The sequence below is a fragment of the Mesorhizobium sp. CNPSo 4684 genome (genome assembly GCF_057784315.1).
On the sequence record NZ_JBWLUX010000030.1, the window covers coordinates 34,463 to 57,335 of the forward strand.

27 protein-coding genes are annotated in these 22,873 nt (G+C 63.3%); 10 read left to right on the plus strand and 17 right to left on the minus strand.

Features of this window, described 5'->3' with window-relative positions; genetic code table 11:
- Positions 1-29: 29 nt before the first annotated feature.
- The 6 genes from pip to cysS form a co-directional block, all read right to left on the minus strand.
- Entirely contained in the window at positions 30-998 is a 969-nt protein-coding gene (gene pip / locus AC04SG_RS24745) for a prolyl aminopeptidase (protein ID WP_488553176.1), read from the minus strand.
- Positions 995-1,471, minus strand: coding sequence for a GFA family protein (locus tag AC04SG_RS24750; RefSeq protein ID WP_192256748.1), 477 nt, complete (start codon positions 1,469-1,471; stop codon positions 995-997). The genes pip and AC04SG_RS24750 overlap by 4 nt, the downstream gene beginning before the upstream one ends.
- On the minus strand, positions 1,468-1,965 hold the full coding sequence (locus AC04SG_RS24755; protein ID WP_192256746.1) for a GFA family protein: 498 nt from the start codon (positions 1,963-1,965) through the stop codon (positions 1,468-1,470). The genes AC04SG_RS24750 and AC04SG_RS24755 overlap by 4 nt, the downstream gene beginning before the upstream one ends.
- A 22-nt stretch (positions 1,966-1,987) precedes the next feature.
- Positions 1,988-2,374, minus strand: a complete 387-nt coding sequence (locus AC04SG_RS24760; RefSeq protein ID WP_192256744.1) for a VOC family protein — start codon at positions 2,372-2,374, stop codon at positions 1,988-1,990.
- Positions 2,371-2,781: an endonuclease domain-containing protein gene (locus AC04SG_RS24765; RefSeq protein WP_488553177.1), complete on the minus strand. Its 411-nt coding sequence runs from the start codon at positions 2,779-2,781 to the stop codon at positions 2,371-2,373. The genes AC04SG_RS24760 and AC04SG_RS24765 overlap by 4 nt, the downstream gene beginning before the upstream one ends.
- Positions 2,782-3,062: 281 nt before the next feature.
- Positions 3,063-4,496 (minus strand): cysteine--tRNA ligase, encoded by a 1,434-nt coding sequence (cysS, locus tag AC04SG_RS24770; RefSeq protein ID WP_488553178.1) that lies wholly within the window; start codon positions 4,494-4,496, stop codon positions 3,063-3,065.
- 445 nt (positions 4,497-4,941) lie between these two features.
- Here cysS and AC04SG_RS24775 point away from each other — a divergent pair, with 445 nt between their 5' ends.
- The gene (locus AC04SG_RS24775) at positions 4,942-5,097 is read left to right on the plus strand and encodes a hypothetical protein (RefSeq protein WP_112560752.1); all 156 of its coding nucleotides are present in this window, start codon (positions 4,942-4,944) and stop codon (positions 5,095-5,097) included.
- Between the two features lie 134 nt (positions 5,098-5,231).
- Here the strand turns inward: AC04SG_RS24775 and AC04SG_RS24780 are convergent, their stop codons facing one another.
- Positions 5,232-5,996 (minus strand): SOS response-associated peptidase, encoded by a 765-nt coding sequence (locus tag AC04SG_RS24780; protein WP_488553179.1) that lies wholly within the window; start codon positions 5,994-5,996, stop codon positions 5,232-5,234.
- Between the two features lie 123 nt (positions 5,997-6,119).
- On the opposite strand from AC04SG_RS24780, the gene AC04SG_RS24785 reads away from it, so the two are divergent.
- The 4 genes from AC04SG_RS24785 to AC04SG_RS24800 all read left to right on the plus strand — a co-directional run bounded on the left by AC04SG_RS24785 (position 6,120) and on the right by AC04SG_RS24800 (position 8,488).
- Positions 6,120-6,545: an NUDIX hydrolase gene (locus tag AC04SG_RS24785; protein WP_488553180.1), complete on the plus strand. Its 426-nt coding sequence runs from the start codon at positions 6,120-6,122 to the stop codon at positions 6,543-6,545.
- 49 nt (positions 6,546-6,594) lie between these two features.
- Complete coding sequence (locus tag AC04SG_RS24790; protein ID WP_203278074.1) at positions 6,595-6,969, plus strand: TIGR02301 family protein; 375 nt, start codon at positions 6,595-6,597, stop codon at positions 6,967-6,969.
- Positions 6,970-7,300: 331 nt separating this feature from the next.
- On the plus strand, positions 7,301-7,558 hold the full coding sequence (locus AC04SG_RS24795) for a hypothetical protein (protein ID WP_008874920.1): 258 nt from the start codon (positions 7,301-7,303) through the stop codon (positions 7,556-7,558).
- A gap of 126 nt (positions 7,559-7,684) precedes the next feature.
- Positions 7,685-8,488 carry a hypothetical protein gene (locus AC04SG_RS24800; RefSeq protein WP_488553181.1) on the plus strand — a complete coding sequence of 268 codons (804 nt, stop codon included), beginning with the start codon at positions 7,685-7,687 and terminating at the stop codon, positions 8,486-8,488.
- 15 nt (positions 8,489-8,503) lie between these two features.
- Here the strand turns inward: AC04SG_RS24800 and AC04SG_RS24805 are convergent, their stop codons facing one another.
- Entirely contained in the window at positions 8,504-9,835 is a 1,332-nt protein-coding gene (locus AC04SG_RS24805) for a dihydroorotase (RefSeq protein ID WP_488553182.1), read from the minus strand.
- A gap of 82 nt (positions 9,836-9,917) precedes the next feature.
- Here AC04SG_RS24805 and ygfZ point away from each other — a divergent pair, with 82 nt between their 5' ends.
- The 3 genes from ygfZ (at position 9,918) to AC04SG_RS24820 (ending at position 13,622) form a co-directional block, all read left to right on the plus strand.
- Positions 9,918-10,778, plus strand: a complete 861-nt coding sequence (gene ygfZ / locus AC04SG_RS24810; RefSeq protein WP_488553183.1) for a CAF17-like 4Fe-4S cluster assembly/insertion protein YgfZ — start codon at positions 9,918-9,920, stop codon at positions 10,776-10,778.
- Positions 10,778-11,407: an HD domain-containing protein gene (locus AC04SG_RS24815; RefSeq protein ID WP_488553184.1), complete on the plus strand. Its 630-nt coding sequence runs from the start codon at positions 10,778-10,780 to the stop codon at positions 11,405-11,407. The genes ygfZ and AC04SG_RS24815 overlap by 1 nt, the downstream gene beginning before the upstream one ends.
- Positions 11,408-11,483: 76 nt before the next feature.
- Positions 11,484-13,622 (plus strand): putative bifunctional diguanylate cyclase/phosphodiesterase, encoded by a 2,139-nt coding sequence (locus AC04SG_RS24820; RefSeq protein ID WP_488553185.1) that lies wholly within the window; start codon positions 11,484-11,486, stop codon positions 13,620-13,622.
- On the opposite strand, the gene AC04SG_RS24825 is transcribed toward AC04SG_RS24820, so the two are convergent.
- Positions 13,591-14,439, minus strand: a complete 849-nt coding sequence (locus AC04SG_RS24825) for an AraC family transcriptional regulator (RefSeq protein ID WP_488553186.1) — start codon at positions 14,437-14,439, stop codon at positions 13,591-13,593. The genes AC04SG_RS24820 and AC04SG_RS24825 overlap by 32 nt on opposite strands.
- A 91-nt stretch (positions 14,440-14,530) precedes the next feature.
- On the opposite strand from AC04SG_RS24825, the gene AC04SG_RS24830 reads away from it, so the two are divergent.
- Positions 14,531-15,712 carry an amidohydrolase gene (locus AC04SG_RS24830; protein WP_488553187.1) on the plus strand — a complete coding sequence of 394 codons (1,182 nt, stop codon included), beginning with the start codon at positions 14,531-14,533 and terminating at the stop codon, positions 15,710-15,712.
- A gap of 10 nt (positions 15,713-15,722) precedes the next feature.
- On the opposite strand, the gene AC04SG_RS24835 is transcribed toward AC04SG_RS24830, so the two are convergent.
- Positions 15,723-16,640, minus strand: a complete 918-nt coding sequence (locus tag AC04SG_RS24835; protein ID WP_488553188.1) for a fatty acid desaturase family protein — start codon at positions 16,638-16,640, stop codon at positions 15,723-15,725.
- 87 nt (positions 16,641-16,727) lie between these two features.
- Here AC04SG_RS24835 and AC04SG_RS24840 point away from each other — a divergent pair, with 87 nt between their 5' ends.
- Positions 16,728-17,627, plus strand: coding sequence for a LysR substrate-binding domain-containing protein (locus AC04SG_RS24840; protein WP_488553189.1), 900 nt, complete (start codon positions 16,728-16,730; stop codon positions 17,625-17,627).
- A gap of 42 nt (positions 17,628-17,669) precedes the next feature.
- On the opposite strand, the gene AC04SG_RS24845 is transcribed toward AC04SG_RS24840, so the two are convergent.
- The 7 genes from AC04SG_RS24845 to AC04SG_RS24875 all read right to left on the minus strand — a co-directional run bounded on the left by AC04SG_RS24845 (position 17,670) and on the right by AC04SG_RS24875 (position 22,863).
- The gene (locus tag AC04SG_RS24845; RefSeq protein WP_112560740.1) at positions 17,670-17,942 is read right to left on the minus strand and encodes a DUF3303 domain-containing protein; all 273 of its coding nucleotides are present in this window, start codon (positions 17,940-17,942) and stop codon (positions 17,670-17,672) included.
- 19 nt (positions 17,943-17,961) lie between these two features.
- Complete coding sequence (locus AC04SG_RS24850) at positions 17,962-19,425, minus strand: RimK family ATP-grasp domain-containing protein (RefSeq protein WP_488553190.1); 1,464 nt, start codon at positions 19,423-19,425, stop codon at positions 17,962-17,964.
- A gap of 2 nt (positions 19,426-19,427) precedes the next feature.
- Entirely contained in the window at positions 19,428-20,528 is a 1,101-nt protein-coding gene (locus AC04SG_RS24855) for a peptidase C39 family protein (protein WP_112560738.1), read from the minus strand.
- 207 nt (positions 20,529-20,735) lie between these two features.
- Positions 20,736-21,527, minus strand: coding sequence for an anti-sigma factor family protein (locus tag AC04SG_RS24860; protein ID WP_488553191.1), 792 nt, complete (start codon positions 21,525-21,527; stop codon positions 20,736-20,738).
- Positions 21,524-22,042: an RNA polymerase sigma factor gene (locus AC04SG_RS24865; RefSeq protein ID WP_112560736.1), complete on the minus strand. Its 519-nt coding sequence runs from the start codon at positions 22,040-22,042 to the stop codon at positions 21,524-21,526. Before AC04SG_RS24865 ends, AC04SG_RS24860 begins: the two co-directional genes overlap by 4 nt.
- Positions 22,043-22,204: 162 nt before the next feature.
- The gene (locus AC04SG_RS24870; protein WP_488553192.1) at positions 22,205-22,621 is read right to left on the minus strand and encodes a type II toxin-antitoxin system VapC family toxin; all 417 of its coding nucleotides are present in this window, start codon (positions 22,619-22,621) and stop codon (positions 22,205-22,207) included.
- The gene (locus tag AC04SG_RS24875; RefSeq protein ID WP_352559307.1) at positions 22,621-22,863 is read right to left on the minus strand and encodes a type II toxin-antitoxin system VapB family antitoxin; all 243 of its coding nucleotides are present in this window, start codon (positions 22,861-22,863) and stop codon (positions 22,621-22,623) included. The genes AC04SG_RS24870 and AC04SG_RS24875 overlap by 1 nt, the downstream gene beginning before the upstream one ends.
- Positions 22,864-22,873: the final 10 nt, after the last annotated feature.

Sequence of the window (22,873 nt, forward strand, 5' to 3'; positions counted from 1 at the left end):
CGCACCCTCCTCTGGCCCGAAGGCCGATGTCATTTCTTTCCTGCGAACTTGTCCGTTGCCCTGATCAGCTGATCGAGGATTCCCGGTTCCGAATAGGCATGGCCGGCACCTTCGATGAGATGGAAATCCGCCTTCGGCCAGGCCTTGTGCAGCGCCCAAGCGTAGCGCGCCGGACACGGCATGTCGTAGCGACCATGGACGATGGTGCCAGGGATGTCCTTCAGTCTGTGCGCGTCGCGCAGCAGCTGTCCCTCCTCGAGCCAGCCGGCGTGAACGAAATAGTGGTTCTCGATGCGGGCAAAGGCGATGGCGAATTCGTCTTCGCCGAACTTGTCGCTGGTTTCCGGTTCCGGCAGCAGCGTGATCGTCTCGCCTTCCCACAGGCTCCACGCAAGGGCGGCTTCGAGCTGCGCCTTGCGGTCGGAGCCAACCAGCCGCTTGCGGTAGGCGGCCATCATGTCGCCGCGCTCGGCTTCAGGGATCGGCGCCTGAAAACGCTCCCACTTCTCGGGAAACATTTCCGAGACGCCGAACTGATAATACCATTCGAGTTCGGCGCGGGTGAGCGTGTAGATGCCGCGCACGACAAGCTCGCTGACGCGATCTGGGTGCGTCTCGGCATAGGCGAGCGCCAACGTCGAGCCCCAGGAGCCGCCGAACACCAGCCATGTTTCGAAGCCGCACATTTCGCGCAGGCGTTCGATGTCGGCGACGAGATGCCAGGTGGTGTTGGCCTCCAGCGAAGCGTTGGGCGTCGATTTCCCGCAGCCGCGCTGGTCGAACAGGATGACATCGTAAAGCTTCGGGTCAAACAGCCGCCGATGTTTTGGCGAGATGCCGCCGCCGGGACCGCCATGCAGGAATACCGCTGGCTTAGCGCCCTTGGTGCCGGAGCGCTCCCAATAGATGGTGTGGCCGTCGCCGACATCGAGCATGCCGGACTCGAACGGCTCGATCTCGGGATAGAGCCTACGCAAGGAACTGCCGTGGATCGTCATAGTTTCAAGCCCTGCTGCGGCCAGTTGGCCGTCTCGTGGTCGGGATGCTGGAAGGAGATGATCTGCTCCTGCCGTCGATAGAAGTCGGGATCATCGAGGATCGGCGCCTCGAAGATCTTCTCCACCCAAGGCAGGCGAGCCGCGTAGTTGACCTGGATCTGCGGCGCGAGATCCGAGCGGTCGTCGAAAGCACCGATGGCGATCTCCAGCGCGCCCGGCTGGCGATAGGTCAGCGGCGTGCCGCAGCGGGCGCAGAAGCCGCGATCGATATTGACCGACGACTGGAAGTAGCTCGGCTCCTCATGGGTCCATTCGACGCCGTCCTTCGGCACCGTCACCAGCGCGCCGAAGAAATTGCCGAACTGTTTCTGGCACATGCGGCAATGGCAGATGGACGGGCGCCCGAGCTTGCCCTTGATGCGGAAGCGCACGGCGCCGCACTGGCAGCCGCCGGTTCGAATTTCATCGGTCATGGTCTTTGTCTTTCCTCTGGCGGCCATTGTTCGGTGTCGTGGTCGGGATGCTGGTAGGAGACGAGTTCGGCGAGATAAGGCGCCGATGATATGTCGGCCATCGTGTCCTCGCCGGGCAGTTGCGGGATGGTGTCGACATAGGGCAGCTTTGCCTCTGTGCCCCACTGGATCAGCGGCACGATTTCGGCCGGATTGTCGAACGCCCCAATGGCGAGGCCGACGCCATCAGGCGCGGTAAAGGTCAGCGGCGTGCCGCAATTGGCGCAGAAGCCGCGGTCGACGTGACTGGACGAGGCGAAATATTTCGGCTCGCCACGCGTCCAGTCGAGCTTGGCACCACGCACCGAAACCAGCGGCGCGTAGAAGGCGCCAAACGCTTTCTGGCACATGCGGCAATGGCAGATCGAGGCATCGCCCAGCGCGCCCTCGACGCGGAAGCGCACCGCGCCGCATTGGCAGCCGCCGGTGTAGATCGGCCGATTGTCGAGGCTCATCGTGTCTCGCTCCGTTTCATATTCATTCCGGGGCATGGCAGACGGCCTCGACATTGTTGCCGTCGGGATCGAAGACGAAGGCGCCGTAATAGTGCGGGTGATAATGCGGCCGCAGGCCCGGCCCGCCATTGTCCTTGCCGCCGGCGGCAAGGGCGGCGGCATGGAACGCATCGACCTCAGCGCGGCTGCGCGCGGTGAAGGCGACGTGCTGATGGGTCCTCGGCTCATCGTTGCTGGCCTGCAACCAGAACACCGGCCGGTCGCGGCCATAGCCACCGACCTTGGCGCCGCCGGTATATTCCAGCGGCACCATGTAGATCAGCGAGGCGCCTAGCGGCGCCATCGCCTGATCGTAAAAGGCCTTCGAAGCGTCGAAATCGGCGACGTTGATGCCGAGATGATCGATCATGAAACTGCCTCCCTTGCTGCTGGTTCGTGTGCCGTCATATCAGCGCCAGCCAAGCCGGCCTCGATGACGATATGCTGGCAGACATTTTCGATATCGCGGATGACATCGTCGTTCCGGAAGCGCAGGATGGTCCAGCCACTGGCTTTCAAATAGACGCTGCGTGCCTGGTCGCGTTCTGCGTGTTCGGTGTCGGCGTGCTGGCTGCCATCAACCTCGACTATGAGATGGTGGGCCGAACAAGCGAAGTCCACGATGTAACGTCCAATCGGTACCTGCCGGCGAAAGCTCATCCCCATCAGCCGATGAGCGCGCAATTCGTTCCAAAGCTTCAGCTCGGCATCGGTCATGACGCGACGCATGGACTTGGCATTCTTGCGCTGGCGGGATGGAACGAGGTCGTGGCCCATCAAGTGCTCCGACGCTGACGATTGGCGAAAACGGAGGCGAAGGCTGATCTCCCCCCTTGCGGGGGAGATGTCCGGCAGGACAGAGGGGGGTGCTGTCCCCGCCAGCATCTCAAGTGGCGATCGCTGCATTCTCGGGAAGTAGCTGGAACCAGAACGAGCAAGTAGAAACGTTGGTGTTCCTTCACACCCCCCTCTGTCCTGCCGGACATCTCCCCCGCAAGGGGGGAGATCAGCTGTCATCGGCGCCTTCGCCAACCTCGCAACGGTGTCTCGCGTCACCCTCACCGCTTCACCTCCCACGTCGTCACGCGCTCTCCAGTGACCGGATCCTTGCCGTCCTTCAGCTGCACGCCTTGCGCCAGCAGCTCATCACGCACGCGGTCGGCTTCGGCCCAGTTTTTCGCGGCGATCAGTTCCAGGCGCTTGGCGATGGCTTTGGCGACCGCGGCCTCATCGACCTTGGCCGCACCGACATCGAAGCCGAGGAACAGCAGCGACGCCTTCAGCGAAGCGGCAGCTTCGTTGCCGTCCGCGGCCTCGCCGGCAAGCTGCGTCAATTGCTGGAAGGCGGCGTAGGTGGCGAGGTCGTCCGACAGCGCTGCCACGACTTCCGCCGGCACTTGCCCGGCGGCCGGTGCGAGATCGGCTGCGCGTTTCCATTTGCGCAGCGTGTTCTCGGCCTCCTCCAGCTTGCGGACCGAAAAATCGATCGGCTCGCGATAATGCGTCATCAGCATCGCCAGCCGCAGCACCTCGCCCGGCCATTTGCGGCCGCCGAATGTGTCGGTCTCCAGCAGTTCGGCGATGGCGTAGAAATTGCCGAGGCTCTTCGACATCTTCTGGCCCTCGACCTGCAGGAAGCCATTGTGCATCCAGACATTGGCCATGACGTCGGTGCCATGCGCGCAGCGCGACTGGGCAATCTCGTTCTCATGGTGGGGGAAGATCAGGTCGAGGCCGCCACCATGGATGTCGAAGACGTCGCCGAGATAAGCGGCCGACATGGCCGAGCACTCGATGTGCCAGCCCGGACGGCCCCTGCCCCACGGGCTGTCCCAGCCGGGCTCTTCCGGCGACGACAATTTCCACAAAACGAAATCGCCGGGGTTCTTCTTGTGCGCATCGACGGCGATGCGGGCACCGGCCTGCTGCTCGTCGAGATTGCGCTTCGACAGTTCGCCGTAATCCGGCATCGAGGCGGTGTCGAACAATACCTCCCCGGCGGCGACATAGGCATGGCCGCGCTCGATCAGGCGCTCGATGAGGGTGATCATGTCGGCCTTGCCGTCGGCGCGGCGCGCGACGAACTCGGTGGCGCGCGGCTCGACCGTCGGCGGCAAGCAGCCGAGGGCCGCGACATCCTTGTGATACTGGTCGGCCGTCTTTTCCGTGACGCGGCGGATCGCCTCGTTGAGCGTCAGTTTTCCCGACGCGATCTCGTCGCCGAAATCGCGCAGCGCGCGGGCGTTAATCTTGTCGTCGACATCTGTGATGTTGCGCACATACGTAACGTGCGCCTCGCCGTAGACATGACGCAGCAAACGGAACAGCACGTCGAAGACGATCGCCGGCCGCGCATTGCCGATATGGGCAAAGTCGTAGACGGTCGGGCCGCAGACATACATGCGCACATTCCCAGCGTCGATCGGGACGAACGCGTCCTTCGTCCGCGTTAGCGTGTTGTAGAGGCTAAGACCCTTCGATGCGTCAGACATGCGTGCCCTTCCGGTCCGTTACTCTTTGGTTGAGCATGATCTTATCCGAAAACCGGTACCCACTTTTCGGGATCATGCTCTGGGCAGAGCCGTCCTTGCGCCGAGGCACAAATCGGGCTCCAGCCTGCTGGCCGGGGCGTTTGTCCACTCTGGGGAAAGATGAGGCGAAAACGTCCGGACCAGCGCGAGGCTAGCCAATAATGCAAATGCCACAAATGGCGAAAAACGTTTTCATGGGCGGCTTTATCGCCTTGGCCGGTGTTGCCGTCAAGTCGCAACTTCCGGCAAAAGCGCCGCTGGATCACAGGTCATGAGGCACTGAAACATTTTATTAAACATGTCGGCACAGTCATGAAACATTCGCCGGCTAGTTCACCATGGGTCACGATTCGGTCAGATTCGGCCGGCAAACGCAGACACGGAAATGTTACCAGGGAAGAGATCGATGTCACGAACCAAGCAGGAATCGAGCCGCGCCAAGCAACCGGCGCTCGCCAACCACTACCGCGCGATCGGCCCGGCCGCTATCGTCGCCGCCCTTCTCCACACTGCCAAGAAGAAGAAGCCGGCACCGAAAATCACTTCGCCCCGCGCTGCCTGATCAAAGCTCGGGCACCGGCCGCCGCCAAGGCGTACGCCGGCACGGAAGGCTGAGGCGCCTGAGCGCGCCTGAAAATAACAGCTCTTCCCGATTGAGCAGGTTCTTCCCGAAGACTGGTTTCTTGGGGTCGTGCTCTAAAACAATGTCATTTGACTGTCGTCCGCGCCGGGCTTCTGGCGCCTGACCTTCTCGGGCTCCGGCCCGACGATGCCCCTATCCTGTATCTCGGGCCCGGTGTTGGCGACCTTGTTGACGAGGTCGGAGACCGGCACAGCCTCGAAGAAATCGGGCTGTGCAGGTCTGAGCAGGTCGGCCACGTCGCGCGGCTCGAGCGCGCGGCAGTCCAGCCAGCGGGCAAAATCCTCCGGCGCGATGACCACCGGCATGCGGTCATGGATATGGGCGATGTCGGCATTGGCGTTGACGGTGAGAATGGCGCCGGTATCCATCTCCGAACCACCCGGCTCGGCATAGGTTTCGATCAGTCCGGCAAAGGCGACGAGCCCGCCATTCCTCGGCCGTATCCAGTAGGGCTGGCCCTTCTTGCCGTTGCTCGATTGCTGCCACTCATAAAAGCCGGAGGCCGGAACCAATGCGCGACGATGGCGCATGGCGGCTTTGAACGAGGCCTTCTCCGCCGCTCCTTCCGAGCGCGCATTGAACAGCAGCGGAAATTCCCTGGTGTCCTTGACCCAGGCCGGGATCAGCCCCCAGCGCACCAGCATCGCCTGGCGATCCGGAAAATTCGAGCCCGGCATCCGCGGCGGTCCGGAGAGCGCCATCAGCACCGGCTGCGTCGGCGCGATGTTGTAGCGGGCTGGAAACTCCTCCAGCTCCGCCAGGCCGAGCACGGCAGCGGTCTGGTCCGGCGTGGCCGTCAGGGCAAAGCGTCCGCACATAGGCTAAGGTCTCTGAATGGTGTCATGCGAAGGTGGCGATGGAACCGGCGTTGCGCAACCGCTAAAGCTCAATGCCGCCAGCCGTCCACAAGGGCCTGACCTCATATAGGCGAATCGAGATCGATGAACGAGCAGCGCAAGACACTTCCCGCCGTCTCCGTCGCCGTCGTGCGCGGCACGACGGTGCTGCTGGTCAAGCGGGCGCGGCCGCCGTCGCAAGGGGTCTATGCCTTTCCCGGCGGCAAGGTCGAGCCCGGCGAAGCTCTTGAGCAAGCCGCGGCGCGCGAATTGCTGGAGGAGACCGGGTTGCGGGCGAAAGACTATCGTCCGCTTCGCAACATCCACATCGACGGCAGCGGCGAGAAACACCCGGTCGACTATCTCCTGACGGTGTTCGGCGCTGTCTATGCCGGGGGCGAGGCGACAGCCAGCGACGACGCCGAGACCGCCGCCTTCTATACGCTGAACGAAATGACCGACATGCCGCTCGCAGGCGATGTGTTTGAGGTCGCTGAGGAGCTTCTGGGCTCAAGCCGTCCCGGTATCTGAACACATAGAATCGCCTTGCAGGCGACAAATTGTTTGGCCAGAAAGACTTATGACCCGCGCCGCGCTCTTCCTCGCCGCATGCCTCGCCGCCAGCATGGCTGCCGTGCAGCCGGCGCCGGCCGCCGAGTCGCCATTCGAGCCCGGTCTGATGCGACTGGCCGAGGTGCTGGGGTCGCTGCATTTCCTGCGCAATCTGTGCGGCGAAAAGGGCGACCAGTGGCGCACCGAGATGGAAAAGCTGATCGATTCGGAAAATCCCGATCCCGAGCGGCGCGCCCGCTTCATCGCCAGCTTCAACCGCGGCTACCGTTCCTTCGGCGGCACCTACACGCAGTGCACGCCATCGGCGACCGCGGCCATCAGCCGCTACATGAAGGAAGGCGAGACACTGACCCGCGACATCGCTTCGCGCTACGGCAACTGACGGCGCCAGACCGCGTCACAGCCGACGCCTTTTCGAGCACCCCGCCTTGTATCCACGGCACGTTGATGCAATGTTGGTGTTGCACTTTCGCAACAGTATTAACGAAACGTTAGCGCGCGGATGTGGAATTAACTCAAACTGAAGGTTTTCATCCCGCTCACCGGTCTAATCGGCTAAGTTTGAATCGGACCGAACGCTGGCGATGAAGTTTGTCAAAGACGATCAAAAAAATGTCGTATTTACAAATGCTTACTTAGCCTGCGTGGAGATAGGGACAGCCCAAGCCGGATCCGACACGTTGGATCGCCGCTTGAAAAGGGTGGACATCGCAATGGAACATGGCGTCAACGACATCGACGCGCTGGTCAGGGAAGAAAAGCGCCTGACCGCGGTGGAAAGCCATAGCGAGGCCTGGGCGGAAGGGCTGTCGGCCGGTATCGAGCCGGAAATCATTGCCGAGGCAGCACTTGAAACGGCGTTCGGCGAGATGCTGCGCGCCAATGGCGAGACTTCAGCTCTTGCCCTGCTCGACCGCATGCGTGAAAAGGTGATCGCCGGCGCTTTCGAGCCGGAGCGGCTGCGGCACTAGAGCGGCGCGCGTCCCTCTGGGCGCAAACCGGTGCTCCGGCGCCTTGATCGGTTCTTTGACGACGGCGTGCCGTTTGGGCATCATGCCTGGCACCTGAAGGAGCCTAGGCCCAAGGAGAGGCAAGCGGTGAATTTTTCGATGTCAGGCCAGCCTCGCGGACTGGTCCTCAGCATCTGGCTTGCCGCTTCCTGCGCCGCGGTTCCGCCGGCACTTGTCCTGACAAGCAGCCCTGCCTACGCGCTGAGCGAGATCAAGCGCGAGGAGCTTCCGGCGCCCGCTGAGCCGCCAGCCAATGGTGAGACGGCGCCATCCGAAAATTCCGTGCCGATGCCCGATCTGCCCGGCACGACGCCGCCAGCGGCCAGCCAGCCGAAATCACCCGCAGAGCCCGAACAAAGCGAGCCGGAAGGGCCGACCGACGATGGCGGCGTGGCCAACCCTCGTGCCGATCCCGACGCGCCGGTGCCTGAAGTCGTCTACGACCTTTCCAAATTGCCGGAGCCGGTCAGGCGCATGCACGACCTGATGGTCGAAGCCTGCGTCAGCGGCGACATCGAGAAGCTGCGGCCCCTGATCGGCACGGGCGAGACCATGACCCAATTGTCGCTGGGCGAGATCGAGGGCGACCCGATCGCCTTCCTGAAGGGGCTTTCAGGCGACAAGGAAGGCCAGGAAATCCTCGCCATCATGGAAGAGGTGCTCAATGCCGGCTATGTCCATGTCGACGTCGGCACGCCGCAAGAGCTCTATGTCTGGCCGTATTTCTTCGCCCTGCCGCTGGACAAGCTTGACGCCAAACAGCGGGTCGAACTGTTCAAGATCGTCACCGCCAGCGACTATGACGACATGAAACAGTTCGGCGCCTACATCTTCTATCGCGTCGGCATCACGCCCGCCGGGCAGTGGACATTCTTCGTCGCCGGAGATTGAGTTTTTGCTGTCAGGCTATTTCGGCAGCGCCTCGGAAAACTCCACAGCCTTGCCCTGCCCGGGCGTGACGATCTCGCCATCCCACATTACACGGCGGCCGCGCACGACGGTGCCAACCGGCCAGCCGGTGACTTGCTTGCCGTCATAGGGCGTCCAGCCGGCTTTGGAGCCGGCCTGCGCATTGGTGATGGTCTCGCGGCGCTTCATGTCGACGATGGTGAAATCGGCGTCGTAGCCGGCGGCGATGCGGCCTTTCCGGGCCATGCCGAAGATGCGCTGCGGGCCGTGGCTGGACAGGTCGACGAAGCGCTGCAGGGTCAGCCGGCCTGAATTGACGTGGTCGAGCATGATCGGCACCAGCGTCTGCACCCCGGTCATCCCCGACGGCGAGGCCGGATAGGGCTTTGCCTTCTCGGCCAGCGTGTGCGGGGCGTGGTCGGAGCCCAGAACGTCGACGATGCCTTGCGCAATGCCGTGCCAGACGCCGTCGCGATGGCGTGCCGCCCGCACCGGCGGGTTCATCTGGATCAACGTGCCCAACCGCACATAGTCGTCGGCCGCGAGCGTCAAATGATGCGGCGTCGCCTCGCAGGTGGCAACATCCTTGTGCTGTTCGAGGAACAGGATTTCTTCCGCGGTCGAGATGTGCAGGACATGGATGCGGGCGCGGGTGTTTCGCGCAATGCGCACCAGCCGCTCGGTACAGCGCAAGGCGGCGATCTCGTCGCGCCAGACCGGGTGCGATGACGGGTCGTCTTCGACACGCAGGCCAAGGCGCTCGCGCAGCCGGAACTCGTCCTCGGAGTGGAAGGCGGCGCGGCGGCGGGTGTTTCTCAGGATCGATGCGACACCCTCGTCATCCTCGACCAGCAGGTCGCCGGTGGAGGAACCCATGAACACCTTGATGCCGGCCGCACCGGGGAGCCGCTCGAGTTCGCCGACGTCTCCGGCGTTCTCGCGCGTGCCGCCGACCCAGAAGGCGAAGTCGCAATGCATGCGGCCGGTGCCGCGCCGCACCTTGTCGGCAAGCGCCGCCTCGCTGGTGGTCAGCGGGTTGGTGTTGGGCATCTCGAACACGGCAGTGACGCCGCCCAGCACCGCCGCGCGCGAGCCCGTCTCCAGATCTTCCTTATGCTCCAGCCCCGGCTCGCGGAAATGCACCTGACTGTCGACGACGCCCGGCAGGATGTGCAGGCCGCGGCAGTCGACGCTCTCGTTGGCCGAGGCTTGGCCCAGATCGCCGATGGCCGCGATGCGACCGTCCTTGATGCCGACATCGCGCGCGCCCTCGCCGTCATGGTTGACCACCGTGCCGCCTGTCAGGATGAGGTCGTAGGTGCTGGCCATGGGCGTTCGGTCTCTTGCGGGGGGAGTATCAGGGGCTTACGTAATGACCGTCTGTTTTGCAAGATCAGGTTCTTTGCCGCCCATGCCCTTTGCCCTTCTCGACAACCGCGCCCTCATTTCCGTGTCAGGCTCGGATGCCGAGCATTTTTTGCAGAACATCCTCACCACCGACCTCGATACGCTGGCCGCCGGCGAGGCAAAGCCCGGCGCACTGCTTTCGCCGCAGGGCAAGATCCTGTTCGATTTTCTGATCGCGCGCGCCGGCGAAAGCGGCTTCCAGCTGGAATGCCGGGCCGACGTCGCAGACGATTTCCTGCGCCGGCTTATGCTTTACAAGCTGCGCGCCAAGGCCGAGATTGCCAAGCAGGATCAATTGCTTGTGACGGTTGCATGGGGCGATGATTCAACCGCTTCACATTCTGATTCAACGGCACTTGCCGATACCCGCTTCCGTGACGTAGCCGTCAGCCGCTCCTATGGAGGCGCCTCCGAAGGCGGCGATCAGGCTGCGTGGCAAACCCTGCGCATCGCCCACGGCATTGCCGAAAGCGGGCCGGACTATCAGCTCGGCGACACCTTCCCGCATGACGTGCTGCTCGACGAGACCGGCGGGGTCGGCTTTAAGAAGGGCTGCTATGTCGGCCAGGAAGTGGTCTCGCGCATGCAGCATCGCGGCACCGCCAGACGGCGCGTGCTGATCGTTTCGGCCGACCATGCTTTGCCCGCGCCGGGCACGGAGCTGACGGTGGCGGGGCGGCCGGTCGGCACGCTCGGCTCGAGCGAAGGCTCGATCGGTCTAGCCATTGCCCGCATCGACCGGGTCAAGGCGGCGCTTGATGCCGGCCAACCGATCCTGGCGGGTGACGTCGCTGTTTCGCTCGCCATTCCGGCCTGGGCAAAGTTCAGCTTTCCCAGGGAAGCGGTCGGCGCGGAGGACGCCTGATGGCCGCCGACCGTGTCGGGGCGCCGCCGCGCGCCTGGCAGCGCATGCTGTCGGGACGGCGGCTAGACCTGCTCGATCCCTCGCCGCTCGACATCGAAATCTCCGACATCGCCCACGGGCTTGCCCGTGTCGCCCGCTGGAATGGTCAGACACGCGGCGATCACGCCTTTTCGGTTGCCCAGCATTCGCTGCTGGTCGAGGCGCTTTTTGGCGAATTGCAGCCGGACGCCTCGGCCAATGCGCGGCTGGCGGCGCTGCTGCACGACGCGCCGGAATATGTCATCGGCGACATGATCTCGCCGTTCAAATCGGTGATGGGCGGCTCCTACAAGGACTGCGAGCTGCGCCTGCAGCGCGCCATCCATCAGCGCTTTTCGCTGCCGGCGGAACTCGGCGCCGGCCTGCGCAAAGAGATCAAGCGCGCCGACCAGATCGCTGCCTACTATGAGGCGACGCTGCTCGCCGGCTTTTCGACTGCGGAGGCAACCGAGTTCTTCGGCCGGCCGCGCGGCTTCAATGCCGACCGCTTCGATTTCACGCCGCGCTCGGTGACCTCGGCGCAGGCGGCGTTCCTCAAGCGTTATGCGACGCTTGAAAAGCAGCGCCAGGCAGCGGTTGCCGTGCATTAGGCCGAGTGAACATACGCTAAATTAACCAGCGGTAACCACAGTACCGGGTTTCGATCACGGTCAGCAGGCACGCCTCATGTCCGTTGCGCACGTCAAGGGTGGTTCGCCCGTCCGCAGACGGGGAGCCGGAGGCGTCGCCGCGCCACGGCAGATCGCTGACGAATTGCGCGAGCAGAACGAGCGCTTTTCGGCGGCCGTCGAGAACATGTCGCATGGCCTGTGCATGTTCGATGCCGACGAGCGGATGATCATCTGCAACGGCAATTATCTCAGCATCTTCTCCCTCGATGCGAAGATCGTGCGGCCCGGCATCGCGTTCCTGGATATTCTCCAACACAGCGTCGACATCGGCGTCGCCTCGCAGAGCGCCCAGGACCTCTACGCCATCCGCAAGCCCTATATCGAGCGGGCGCAAGCCTCGACCTACGAGGAAATCCTTTCGGACGGCCGTATCATCGCCATCACGCACCGGCCGCTGGCCTCGGGTGGCTGGGTGTCGATCTATGAGGACATCACGGAGCAAAGGCGGGCCGAGCAGGAATTGAAGGAGCAACACCGCCGCTTCGATGCGGCGCTCGCCAACATGTCGCAAGGCCTGCTGATGTATGATGCCGACGGCACGCTGATCGTGCGCAATCAGCGCTTCTTCGACCTCTACAACGTCAAGCCCAGAGACTTCCCGCTCGGCATGAGCCAACGCGCCCTGCTCGAGCAGATGGTGCGCCTGCGCATCTATCCGTCGATCGACATCGACGGCGAGATCTCCAAGACCAGGGCCAGCCTGCAAGCCGGCGAAACGCGCTCGACAAATCGCATCCTTGCCGATGGCCGAACATTGCTGATTGCGCGCCGGCCGCTTGCCGGCGGTGGCTGGGTGGCGACGTTCGAAGACATTACCGAGCGCCGGCGCGCCGAAGAGCGCATGAGCCACCTTGCCCATTACGACACGCTGACCGACCTGCCTAACCGCTCGATGTTCCGCGAACGGCTCGACCAGGCGCTTGGCGAAACCGCTGCTACTCCGTTGGCGATCTTCTCGCTCGACCTCGATCGCTTCAAGGCCATCAACGACACCTGGGGGCACCCGGCCGGCGACTGGCTGCTGAAGTGCGTGGCCGACCGGTTGCGGCACAGCCTGCGCAGCGAGACCGATGTGGTCGCCCGCCTCGGCGGCGACGAGTTCGCCATCCTGCAGTTCAATCCCAAAGGTACCGCCGATGCGGAAAAGCTGGCAAAGCGCATCGTCGCTGTCATCAGCCAGCCGTTTCGCTATAAAGGCCGCGACATGCATGTCGGCATCAGCCTCGGCATCGCTCTCTATCCCAATGATGGCAAGGACGCCGACACGCTGTTGAAGAACGCCGACATGGCGCTCTACAGCGGCAAGAGTGAAGGCCGCAACGTCTACCGCTTTTTCGAACCCGGCATGGACGCCCTCGCGCGGGCGCGCCTGACGCTCGAAACCGATCTCGAGACGGCACTGAAGCGGCAGGAATTCGTCCTGGACTTCCAGCCGATCACCAACATCGCGTCGGGCGAAATCGTCGGCGCCGAAGCCTTGATGCGCTGGAATTCGCCAACACGCGGTCTGGTGGCGCCCGACGATTTCATCGCGGCCGCCGAAGACAGCGGACTGATCGTTCCGCTGGGCGAATGGGCGCTGAAACAGGCCTGCAGCGTGGCCGCCGGCTGGCCGCCCGGAATGCGCATTGCCGTCAACGTCTCGGCCGTGCAGATCAGAAGCGCCGACTTTGCCCGCAGCGTGATTTCGGCGCTGGCCGTTTCCGGCGTGCCAGCCAGGCGGCTTGAGCTGGAGATCACCGAAACCGTGTTGATGGATGAAAGCGAGACGGTGCTGAAGACGCTTAGACAGCTCCGCGAACTCGGCATCGGCATCGCGCTCGACGATTTCGGCACCGGCTATTCGTCGCTCGGCTATCTCAGGCGCTTTCCCGTCGACAAGATCAAGATCGATCGATCGTTCATCCATGATATCGACAACCGGGACACGGCGGCGATCGTGCGCTCGATCATCGGGCTTGGTGCCGAGCTCGGCATCACCGTCACCGCCGAAGGCGTCGAGACCGAAGCGCAGCTCGACATATTGCGCAAGGCTGGCTGTGTCGAGGCGCAGGGCTTTCTGATCGGCGTGCCGTCAAAGGCGGCTGACATGGCACGACTGCTCAAGTCGAAGGCAGCGTCCCGGCCCGCCTGAACATCCCCGGTGTCATTCCATGCGCCGCGCGGAAGGTGCGCGAGAGATGGCTCTGGTCGGAGAAGCCGGCCGCAAAGGCGGCGTCGGCGAGGTTTGAGCCTTGGCGGATCAGGAGATCGGCGCGGCGCAACCGGCGGTCACGGATGAAGGCAGCGGGCGTGAGACCCAGCACCTTCCTGAAATCCCGGATGACCTGAAAGCGCGTCACGCCTGCAGCTTCGGCGAGCCGCCGCAAATCGAGGTCCGAGTTCAGATGATCCTCGATGACCTGTTCATAGACCCGGAGCCGGCTTTTCGATCCGAAGCTTTCGACTGCCTCGCGCCTCCGGCCGCCCCAATCGCCATGGCGCAGGACGAGCTTGCGCAAGGCGATCAGCATGGATGTCTCGGCACTTGTGGCATCGCCTGATGTCGAGGCCTGGTGTGCAGCGGCCACCGCCTGGACGAGATCGGCATCATCGACGATCGATTGCGAAAACAGTGGCGCGCGATCCTGCCCGAGTTCTGCAGCGATCGCGCCCATGAGGGAAACCGAGGGATAGAAGGTGCGGTAGGCCCAGCCCTGCTCGGCACCTGCCTCGCCGTCGTGCCACACCTCCGGATTGACGAGGAGGACCGTGCCCACCGGCGCGACGACGGTCTCGTTGCCGATGCGGACACGCTCGCAGCCATGCGTGATCAGCGCGACGACATAGGTCGGGTGCGTGTGCAACTGGTAGCGATGCCGGGTGAAACGCGCCCTCAGCATGCCAAGATCGCGAAAGCGCGGATGACGCCAGAACTGCGTTGTCTCCTGCGGCTCCTGAATTCCCGACACGGTCAATCCTGTTCAAGACGCTGCCGGCGCAAACCCTTTAGGTGCTGGCATCGACAAGGCCGAATTTACGACGGCCGGCAAGGAGAGCGCAATGCTGCACAACGACCTCGTCGCCGCCCTCACCCCGCAGGTGGTGGAATGGCGGCATCACATCCACGCCAATCCTGAGCTTGGTTTCAGCGAGTATGAGACAGCGCGCTTTGTTGCCGACAAGCTGCGCGCCTTCGGGTTCGACGAAATCCATGAAGGCATGGGCGGCACCGGCGTGGTCGGCGTCCTCAGGGGACGGCCGGGGACACGCGCCATCGGGCTCAGGGCCGAGCTCGATGCCTTGCCTGTCCTGGAGAAGACCGGATTGCCATATGCTTCGAAAAGGGACGGCGTAATGCATGCTTGCGGCCATGACGGCCACACCGCGATGCTGCTCGGCGCCGCCAGGCTGCTCGCCGATAGCAGGGCCTTCGACGGAACCGTCTATTTCATCTTCCAGCCGGCGGAGGAAAATGAAGGCGGCAGCATGCGCATGATCGAGGACGGGCTTTTCGAGCGCTTCCCGGTGGAAGCCGTCTACGCCGTCCATAACTGGCCGGGACTGCCGCTCGACACGATCGCGGCCCGAGCCGGTGCGATGATGGCAGCCGTCGACACTTTCGAGCTGAGTTTCGAGGGGACTGGCTCGCATGCCGCCATGCCGCAGCTTGGCGACGACCCGGTCCTCGCGGCCAGCGCTTTCGTTCAGGCCGTGCAGCGCATCGTCAGCCGCTCGGTCGATCCGCAGACGGCGCTGGTCGTCTCGATCACGCAGATCCATGGCGGCAATGTCGGCAACATCGTGCCGGGCAAGGTCTGGCTGCAGGGGACCTGCCGTTTCTTCGAGCCCGCTCTGTCGGACCATTGCGAAAGACTGGTCGGGGAGATCGCGGAGGGTATCGCTGCGGCGAACAGCCTGACCGCCAAGCTCGTCTACAAAAAGGGTTACCCACCGCTGGTCAATACATCAGCCGCGACGGCCCAAGCCGTCCAGGCCGCCGCCGCTGTCGTCGGCCGCGAGCGGGTGGAGACCGCATTCGACCCGAGCCTCGGTTGCGAGGATTTCGCCTACATGATCCGCGAAGCCGGCGGCTGCTATGCGTGGGTCGGCGCCGGCTCAGTCGGACCGGGCGAAGGACTGCATGGCGATCGCTATGTCTTCAACGACGCAATCATTCCGACCGTGCTGAGTTATTTCGTCACCCTCGTCGAGCAGACGGCGGCCACCAATACACCAGATTGAATGCCGCTATTCAGCGCAGCGTCTCGATGTATTTTTCGTGGAAGCTGACATAGCCGGGCTCGACCACTTTAAGATGCCGCTCTATCAGTTGGTGGAACGCCGGCAGCTGATGGAACGGCACGCCGGGATAAGCGTGATGCTCGGCGTGGTAGGGCATGTTCCAGGCAACCTTGCGCACCAGCCAGTTGGTCAGCGTGGTGCGGGTGTTTTCCAGCATGTTGGCGACGAGCGGGCAGCGGCCATGTTCGGCCAGCAGATAGAGCCTGAGGAATGGCTGTCCGAGCAGCGCCGGCACGATCCAGACATAGAGCAGCACCGTCGCGTTGAACCAGAGCGCCAGTGCGGCGACTACGACATAGAAAGCGATCATGGCGCGGGCCTCAGAACGCACCTTGGGCAGACCCTTTGGCGGTACGTAGCTGTCGCGGCAACCGCCGCTCGCGTTGGTGTAGAGCGTCTGCAGATTCCCCCACCACACCGGCAGGCCCGAGACGTGGACGATGTATTGCCGCACCGTCTCCGGTTTCGGAAAGGCAAGTTCGGGATCGTTGTCGGGATCCTGGGTGAAGCGATGATGAGCGAAATGGAAGTAGCGGAACCAGTCGGCCGGCAGCGCGATCGCCAGGCTGCAGACCCTAGCCACGGCATCGTTGAGCCACTGTGTCTCGAAGGCCGTCCTGTGCACCGTCTCATGCAGCAGCGTGAACAGGAAGATAATGAGAATGCCTTGCGGCAGCATCAGCGCCGGCCAGTACGGCACTTGGGCCGCGATCAGCGCGCCCAGAACGATGATCCCGCCGAGATGAAATGCGAGCTGGACCAGGCCCGGCCCGTCCGATTTGCCGGTCAGGCGGCTGCGCTGCTCATTGGTCAGCGACGCGATGACATGGCGATGGTCTCTGAGTTCGGTCTTGGCTGATAAGGTCATGGAACCACGCTACTCCAACAAGAAACCTTTCTAAAAACGAGGATTTCTGCAAAATAGATAAGCTAAGCTTATCTATTGGATCACCAAATGGCCGCGCTTCCATCCCTGAAAGGACTGCAAGCCTTCGAGGCGGCTGCACGCTCGGGGAGCTTTGCCGCGGCGGCAGAAGAGCTGTCGATCTCGGCGGCGGCCGTCAGCCAGCTTATCCGCACCGTCGAGGAGCAGATGGGCCGCAAGCTGTTCCATCGCGTCAACCGTCGCGTGGTGCTGACCGAAGCCGGCGTCGAGATGCTGCCGAGGCTGACCTTGGCCTTCCAGGAGATCGGCAGCATCGCGCGCGGCAGCGATGCCTTCCGCCCGCGGCTTGTCGTATCGGTGCCGCCGTCCATGGCGATGGGCTGGCTTTCGGAACGTCTCGCCGGCTTCGTCGCCAGCCATGGCGCCGTCGACATCTCGCTGCGCGGTGATGACGACCCGGTGCCATTCGACCGTGAACTGATCGACCTCAGACTGTCCTTTGGACCGCATTATCGCGAACACCCGACCGAGGATGTTGTCAGGGACGCCGTCTATCCCGTCTGCGCGCCTGGACTTGCCGCCAGATCGGAAAACCTGGCCGGCCTGCCGCTGATCCACACAGATTGGGGACCGACCGGAGCGTCGTTTCCGTCGTGGCGCAACTGGTTTGAGGCGGCGGGCATCGAGCCCGGCCGGGCAGTCCAGCGCGGCCTGTCGGCGAACTCGTCGCGGGCAGCGCTCGGCCTGGCCATTTCAGGGTTGGGCGTGACGTTGGCGCAAGGCATCTATTGCGCTAAGGCGCTGGAAGATGGCCGGCTGGTCCGGGCGAATGACCTATCGATCGCGCTGCGCCAACCCTATTGCCTGACGATCCCCGAGCGCAGCGCAAGGCGCGACGTGGTTGCGGCGTTTCGCAATTGGCTGATCGGGGAATGCCGGCGGTCGGTGGGTTCGCCGGCGCTCCGATGATGGCGTGCGCCGCTCAGACACGGGCGGCGAATGCCGCCCCACTCAGAGGTGGCTGGCCAATGCGGCGACCATGTCCTTGTTCGTCGCCACAGGAATGATCTCGAACTCCACAAGGTCAGCCCATTCGATGACCCAGCGCTGCAGCAGCGTGACGTCATCGGCCTCGACCAGAAGGAAGCAGCGGCTCATATCCGCCGCGATCCACGAGTGGTGCACGACAAGCTCATCCGGCTTCAGGCGGCCGCGCTCGCCGAAGCGACGATAGATCTCCTTGCGATCGCAGCCGGTGAAATCCTCAATGACGATGAACTGCATACGTCCCCCTCGCCTTGAATTACCGCCCGGGACGGTCGAGCCGTTCCAGGAACCATTGCGTCAGCCGCACCCAGACCTCGTCCTTTTCGCCGGAATCCTCCCAGCCATGGTCGAGATTGGGGTTGTCGTTGACCTCGATGACGAAGACGCCATCCTTGGTTTCCTTGAGGTCGACGCCGTAAAGCCCGTCGCCGATGCAGCGCGCCGCCCTCACCGCCGTCTCGACAACATGCGGCGGCGTCTCCTTCAGCGTGAAGGTCTTGATACCGCCCTGGTCGGGCTTGCCGCTGGCCTTGTGGTTGACGATCTGCCAGTGCTTTTTGGCCATCAGATAGTGCACGGCAAACAGAGGCTGGCCGCCGAGCACGCCGACACGCCAGTCATATTCGGTCGGAATGAATTTCTGCGCGATCAGAAGATCGGAATCCTCCAGCCACTCGGTGGCGAGTGTCTTCAGTTCCTCGAAGTTGCCGCATTTCTTGACGCCGCGCGAGAACGATGAGTCCGGGATCTTCAGCACCAGCGGAAAGCCCAGCGTCTGCGCCGCCAGTTCGAGGTCCGTGGTGCCGGCAATCATCACTGTCGGCGGCACCGGCACCTTGTTGTAGGCCATCAGCTCGTTGAGATAGACCTTGTTGGTGCAGCGGATCATCGACAGCGGATCGTCGATCACCGGCATGCCTTCCTGCTGGGCGCGGCGCGCGAAGCGGTAAGTATGGTTGGAGATCGAGGTGGTCTCGCGGATGAACAGCGCGTCGTAATTGGCGAGCTTGGCCAGATCCTTCCTGGTGATCGGTTCGATTTCGACGCCCATCTTTTCGGCGATCTTGGCCCAGTAGCGCAGCGAGGAAATCTCCGACGGCGGCAGCTCCTCATGCGGATCGACCAGCGTGGCGAAGGTGTAGCGCGCCGGAGTGCGGCCCTTGGTGTCACGCCACTCGCGGTTGGTGTAGGTCTCGAGCGCCTGCACGAATAAGGCTTCTTCCTCCTCGGTCATCCTGGCCAGCGGCAGGAAGCCGATCTTGCGGATCGAAGCCCATTCGGCGCTGTCCTTGATGTGGACCTCAAGCGCCGGGGCGCGGAACCAGTCGAACAAAAGCTTGGCGAAGCGATCCCAGATCTTCGACGGGCCGATGCCGAAGAAGATGCAGACTTTTTGCGGAAAGACGCCGCCGAGATCCTTGCGGCATTTGTTGAGCGCCAGCTCCAGTTCCGGCAGCGCGTGCTCGTAGAGCTTGCGCTCCGACAGGTCGATCATCGTCTCGACCGTCGGGATGACCTTGTGGCCGCGCGAACCGGCGAGCAGCGAGGCATAGTAGCCGCGGCTCTGGTAGGCGTAATTGTTCGACAGGTTGATGACCTTCGGCTGCTGGCCGCGAAACAGCGCCGGATGCGCAAGATAATCACGGTTGGTGATGATCTTGTGCGGCGTCGCGGCCTGGTCGAGATCGTTCTGCCGGCCGGTGAGGATGACCCAGGTCATTGTTATCTGCGTTTCCCAAGAGTGATGGCGGCACGCAGTCCGTCGCGGCCGAATTGCGCCATGTTCATGAAGATGCCGTGCGGCACGGGAATGTTGGCGGCATCGAGGATGGTCTCCTGTCTTTCGTCCTCGACCCAGGGATCGTGGATGAGGATATGGTCGCCGTCATCGCCGATGGCCAGCACCCAATGCGGCACCTTCTTGCCGAACATCAGGAAACCGCTGATCAGCACCAGCACCAGTTTGCCTTCGGCCAAAGCGCCACGGATGTCGTCGATGGCGAATGGACGGTAATTCACCGGGATGCCGTATTGTTCCGCGCGGCGGCGAAAGTCGACCTGGGCGAGTTCCATCACCCGGCGCTTGTCCTCGCTGCGCACCGACTGCAGGAACAGCGCGCCATAGAAGGACACGAAGATTTCCGCCGCCAGCCCGTTTTCGTGGCCTGCCACCGCAAGGCCGAACGGCTCGCAGCCGCCGGGGCCTGACATCATGAACACCGTCGTCGCCTCACGCCACAGGCGGATTTCCATGACCGGATCGGGCACGAAGCCGGAATCGAAATTGGCCATCGCCATCATCAGGCAGCATGGGCCGCAGGTGAATTCGCAGGTCTGCTGGTAGAATGGCACTTTGGTGGCGACCGGAATGTCGCCGCGCAAGGTCTTCTCATAGCGCAGCGCCGTCTCGCCATCCTCGTAGTAGTGGGGTTCGCGACCAATCTTGCGGTAGCCGCTCTGCTCATAGATGCGGATGGCGCGAAGATTGTCCTCGCGCACTTCGAGGCGCAGCATCATGCGGTCGTGCTCGAAGGCGGCCTCTTCGGCCGCTGCAAGCAGCATGCGGCCGAAGCCGAGGCCGCTGAAAAACGGACTGGTGGCAAGCGAGTAGAGCCGGGCGACGCCGCTGCCCTTGCGAAACAGCACCACGGCGTAGCCGGCGACGCGGCCATCGCTTTCGGCGACCAGCATCTCTGCGGTCTCGCGTTCGATCAACAGGCGGAAGGAGCGCCGGGAAATGCGGTCACTGGAAAAAACCGCCTTCTCGATGGCGGCGAGGTCATCGACGTCGGACGCGCGGGCCTTGCGAATTTCGGCAGGCATGCGGGTTCAGAAAACCTCGATTGAGTGGGTGGAAAGCCCCGGTCGAACACGTCGCAAACATCAGCCGAAACGCCGATATCATCCAAGCGCTATCGCACCTTGAATAGGGCCGAATTGTGACAGGTTCCGCCGTAAGCGGGGGGCGATGGGAGCGGCACCGCGAAGTGCGCCGCCGCCCCTTTGCACGACTGCGAAAACGGAATGCGCTCAACTGGCGAGGCCGGCCACTAGCTGGCCATAGGCGCGCTTGGCCACTGCCGCCAGCTGCTCGCGCGGCAGCGAACCGACGACTGCGCAGGCATAGCCCTTGTCCAGCCAGTAGACCGCCTCGGGACCGTCGGCGTCGGCCATGTAGGTACCCTTGGACTTGGCTGAGGAATCAGCGGTAACGAACAGGGAGATGCGCTGGCCCTTGGCGTCCTCGTAAAGCAGCATGGCGGCCTTGCCCTGGCCGGCGGGCAGCAGCCGGCCGCCAACCAGCTGGAAGCCCTCCGCCACCAGATCGGGCGCCACCAGCTTCAGGCCGACGCGGTTGGACAGCCAGGTCTGCAGATGATCCTTGTCGCTGGCCGGCACTTCCACCGCATGGCGTTGTTCGGCGGCATAGATGAGATGGGCGGCGATAGCCTCCTCGGCCAGCTGGTCGTCTGCCCCGTCATCCCTGCCGATACCATCGATGCCGGCAAAATAGCCGCCAAGACCGCCGACGACGAGCACCGCGGCCGCCGCGGCTGCAAGCCACCAGCGCGACTGCCGCGCCGCCACTTTGGTCGCGCCTTCACCGCGCACGATCTGCTTCAACAACACCGGCACGGGCTCGTCGAGGACGTCGGCAAAGGCGGCGCGCAGTGCGGCGCGGTCGGCGGTGTAGCGGGCGCTTTTCGCCTTCATTTCGGGATTGGCGTCGATCCAGGCGTCATAGGCGGCGCGCTCGTCGCCCGGCAGTTCACCGTCGAGGGCCAGGTGGATATCGCGTTCGGAAAAGTCGCGGCGGGTCATTTCTCGACGATCCTTATCGAGCGGCGGCGCGCGGTGTCGTCGAGCAGGCTGCGCAGCTCCTCGCGCCCGCGCGCTATGCGCGACATCAGCGTGCCGGCGGGCACGCCGAGAATGTTGGCGGCCTCGGCATAGGAAAAGCCTTCGATGGCGACCATGACGAGGGCGGCGCGGCGGTCGGGGCTGATCGCCTGCAGAGCGTCGATGATCTCGCGCGAGGCAGCATTCTCCGCCTGCTCGGCGGGGACTGCCTGCGCCTCGTTTGCGTCGAGCGGCAGGATCGCCGCCTCACCGCGCCGGTTCACCTTGCGCATCTGATCGATGAACAAATGATGCATGATCGTAAACAGCCACCTCCGGGGGCTTTCTCCTGTCTGCCAGCTCTCGAGCCGCAAGAGCGCCCGTTCGAGGCAATCCTGGACGAGGTCGTCGGCGGAATCGCGGTCGCGCAGAAGCGAGCGTGCGTAGCGGCGCAGGCGCGGTATTTCACCAAGGATTGCTGCCTTCTTTTCGTCCATGACCGCTGGTTCTGAGGTCGCCCTTGTTTAACCCGATTGAACGCGCCTTCCCGGCGCGGCGCAAGCGGCCAGCGCGAAGCGGTCCGCCGCCCCGGTCACCCAAGCAATGAGATAACGAGGTGATCGGCTAAATTATTCCCGGCAATCAACAAGAAAGCCGAATTATCCCAAATCAGTCAGTGCGAAATCATTGCCCTTGTAGAGCAGCGGAAGATCGCGGCTTTTCGCGCAGGCATAGGCGAAACAGTCTCCGAGATTCAGATCCGCCTTGTGTCCAACGGCTTTGCCGTAACGGGCACTAGCGTCAATGGCCCGAGAGCCGATGTCGTCGTCGATGGCCAGACTTTCTCCCATGATTTCCACAATGAACTCATCGACCAGATCGCGAGCATGGAGAAGGGCTTCGGCGCTGGGTTTGCGTGACCCGGCGCCGGCGCGTGCCAGCGCCTGTGTTGCTTCGAAGTGCACCAACGGCGAAACACAGACCTGTCCGGAAAAACCGGAAAGCCGCTTCAGCAATTCCTCCCACCCCGCCTCTTGGTTGAGAATTGCGACGATCACTGATGCGTCAACAAACATCAGTCTTCCCACATCTCATCGGTAAATTTCTTCATATCGAAATCGGGATTGGGCAAGCCAAGCTTCCTGGCCTTGTCCTGAAGACTGGCGATCCGGTCGCGTAGCGGTACAGCGGCGCGGTTGCGTTCGAGTTCGTGGACAAGCGCAATCCGCACAGCTTCCGTCTTGCTCGGAGCGTTCGTCTCACGCTGCAATCTGGTGGCCAGCGCATCCACTTCGTCGTCACGTATATAGAGCGGCATAGAATATCCT

Coding starts and splice junctions, on each gene's coding strand:
- AC04SG_RS24860 (WP_488553191.1), bottom strand. CDS start 21,527: ATGACCCGCCGCGACTTTTCCGAACGCGATATCCACCTGGCCCTCGAC.
- ygfZ (WP_488553183.1), top strand. CDS start 9,918: ATGCCCTTTGCCCTTCTCGACAACCGCGCCCTCATTTCCGTGTCAGGC.
- AC04SG_RS24755 (WP_192256746.1), bottom strand. CDS start 1,965: ATGAGCCTCGACAATCGGCCGATCTACACCGGCGGCTGCCAATGCGGC.
- AC04SG_RS24815 (WP_488553184.1), top strand. CDS start 10,778: ATGGCCGCCGACCGTGTCGGGGCGCCGCCGCGCGCCTGGCAGCGCATG.
- AC04SG_RS24760 (WP_192256744.1), bottom strand. CDS start 2,374: ATGATCGATCATCTCGGCATCAACGTCGCCGATTTCGACGCTTCGAAG.
- AC04SG_RS24795 (WP_008874920.1), top strand. CDS start 7,301: ATGGAACATGGCGTCAACGACATCGACGCGCTGGTCAGGGAAGAAAAG.
- AC04SG_RS24830 (WP_488553187.1), top strand. CDS start 14,531: ATGCTGCACAACGACCTCGTCGCCGCCCTCACCCCGCAGGTGGTGGAA.
- AC04SG_RS24765 (WP_488553177.1), bottom strand. CDS start 2,781: ATGGGCCACGACCTCGTTCCATCCCGCCAGCGCAAGAATGCCAAGTCC.
- AC04SG_RS24845 (WP_112560740.1), bottom strand. CDS start 17,942: ATGCAGTTCATCGTCATTGAGGATTTCACCGGCTGCGATCGCAAGGAG.
- AC04SG_RS24775 (WP_112560752.1), top strand. CDS start 4,942: ATGTCACGAACCAAGCAGGAATCGAGCCGCGCCAAGCAACCGGCGCTC.
- cysS (WP_488553178.1), bottom strand. CDS start 4,496: ATGTCTGACGCATCGAAGGGTCTTAGCCTCTACAACACGCTAACGCGG.
- AC04SG_RS24870 (WP_488553192.1), bottom strand. CDS start 22,621: ATGTTTGTTGACGCATCAGTGATCGTCGCAATTCTCAACCAAGAGGCG.
- AC04SG_RS24855 (WP_112560738.1), bottom strand. CDS start 20,528: ATGCCTGCCGAAATTCGCAAGGCCCGCGCGTCCGACGTCGATGACCTC.
- AC04SG_RS24750 (WP_192256748.1), bottom strand. CDS start 1,471: ATGACCGATGAAATTCGAACCGGCGGCTGCCAGTGCGGCGCCGTGCGC.
- AC04SG_RS24780 (WP_488553179.1), bottom strand. CDS start 5,996: ATGTGCGGACGCTTTGCCCTGACGGCCACGCCGGACCAGACCGCTGCC.
- AC04SG_RS24840 (WP_488553189.1), top strand. CDS start 16,728: ATGGCCGCGCTTCCATCCCTGAAAGGACTGCAAGCCTTCGAGGCGGCT.
- AC04SG_RS24850 (WP_488553190.1), bottom strand. CDS start 19,425: ATGACCTGGGTCATCCTCACCGGCCGGCAGAACGATCTCGACCAGGCC.
- AC04SG_RS24865 (WP_112560736.1), bottom strand. CDS start 22,042: ATGGACGAAAAGAAGGCAGCAATCCTTGGTGAAATACCGCGCCTGCGC.
- AC04SG_RS24820 (WP_488553185.1), top strand. CDS start 11,484: ATGTCCGTTGCGCACGTCAAGGGTGGTTCGCCCGTCCGCAGACGGGGA.
- AC04SG_RS24785 (WP_488553180.1), top strand. CDS start 6,120: ATGAACGAGCAGCGCAAGACACTTCCCGCCGTCTCCGTCGCCGTCGTG.
- AC04SG_RS24875 (WP_352559307.1), bottom strand. CDS start 22,863: ATGCCGCTCTATATACGTGACGACGAAGTGGATGCGCTGGCCACCAGA.
- AC04SG_RS24835 (WP_488553188.1), bottom strand. CDS start 16,640: ATGACCTTATCAGCCAAGACCGAACTCAGAGACCATCGCCATGTCATC.
- AC04SG_RS24805 (WP_488553182.1), bottom strand. CDS start 9,835: ATGGCCAGCACCTACGACCTCATCCTGACAGGCGGCACGGTGGTCAAC.
- AC04SG_RS24790 (WP_203278074.1), top strand. CDS start 6,595: ATGACCCGCGCCGCGCTCTTCCTCGCCGCATGCCTCGCCGCCAGCATG.
- pip (WP_488553176.1), bottom strand. CDS start 998: ATGACGATCCACGGCAGTTCCTTGCGTAGGCTCTATCCCGAGATCGAG.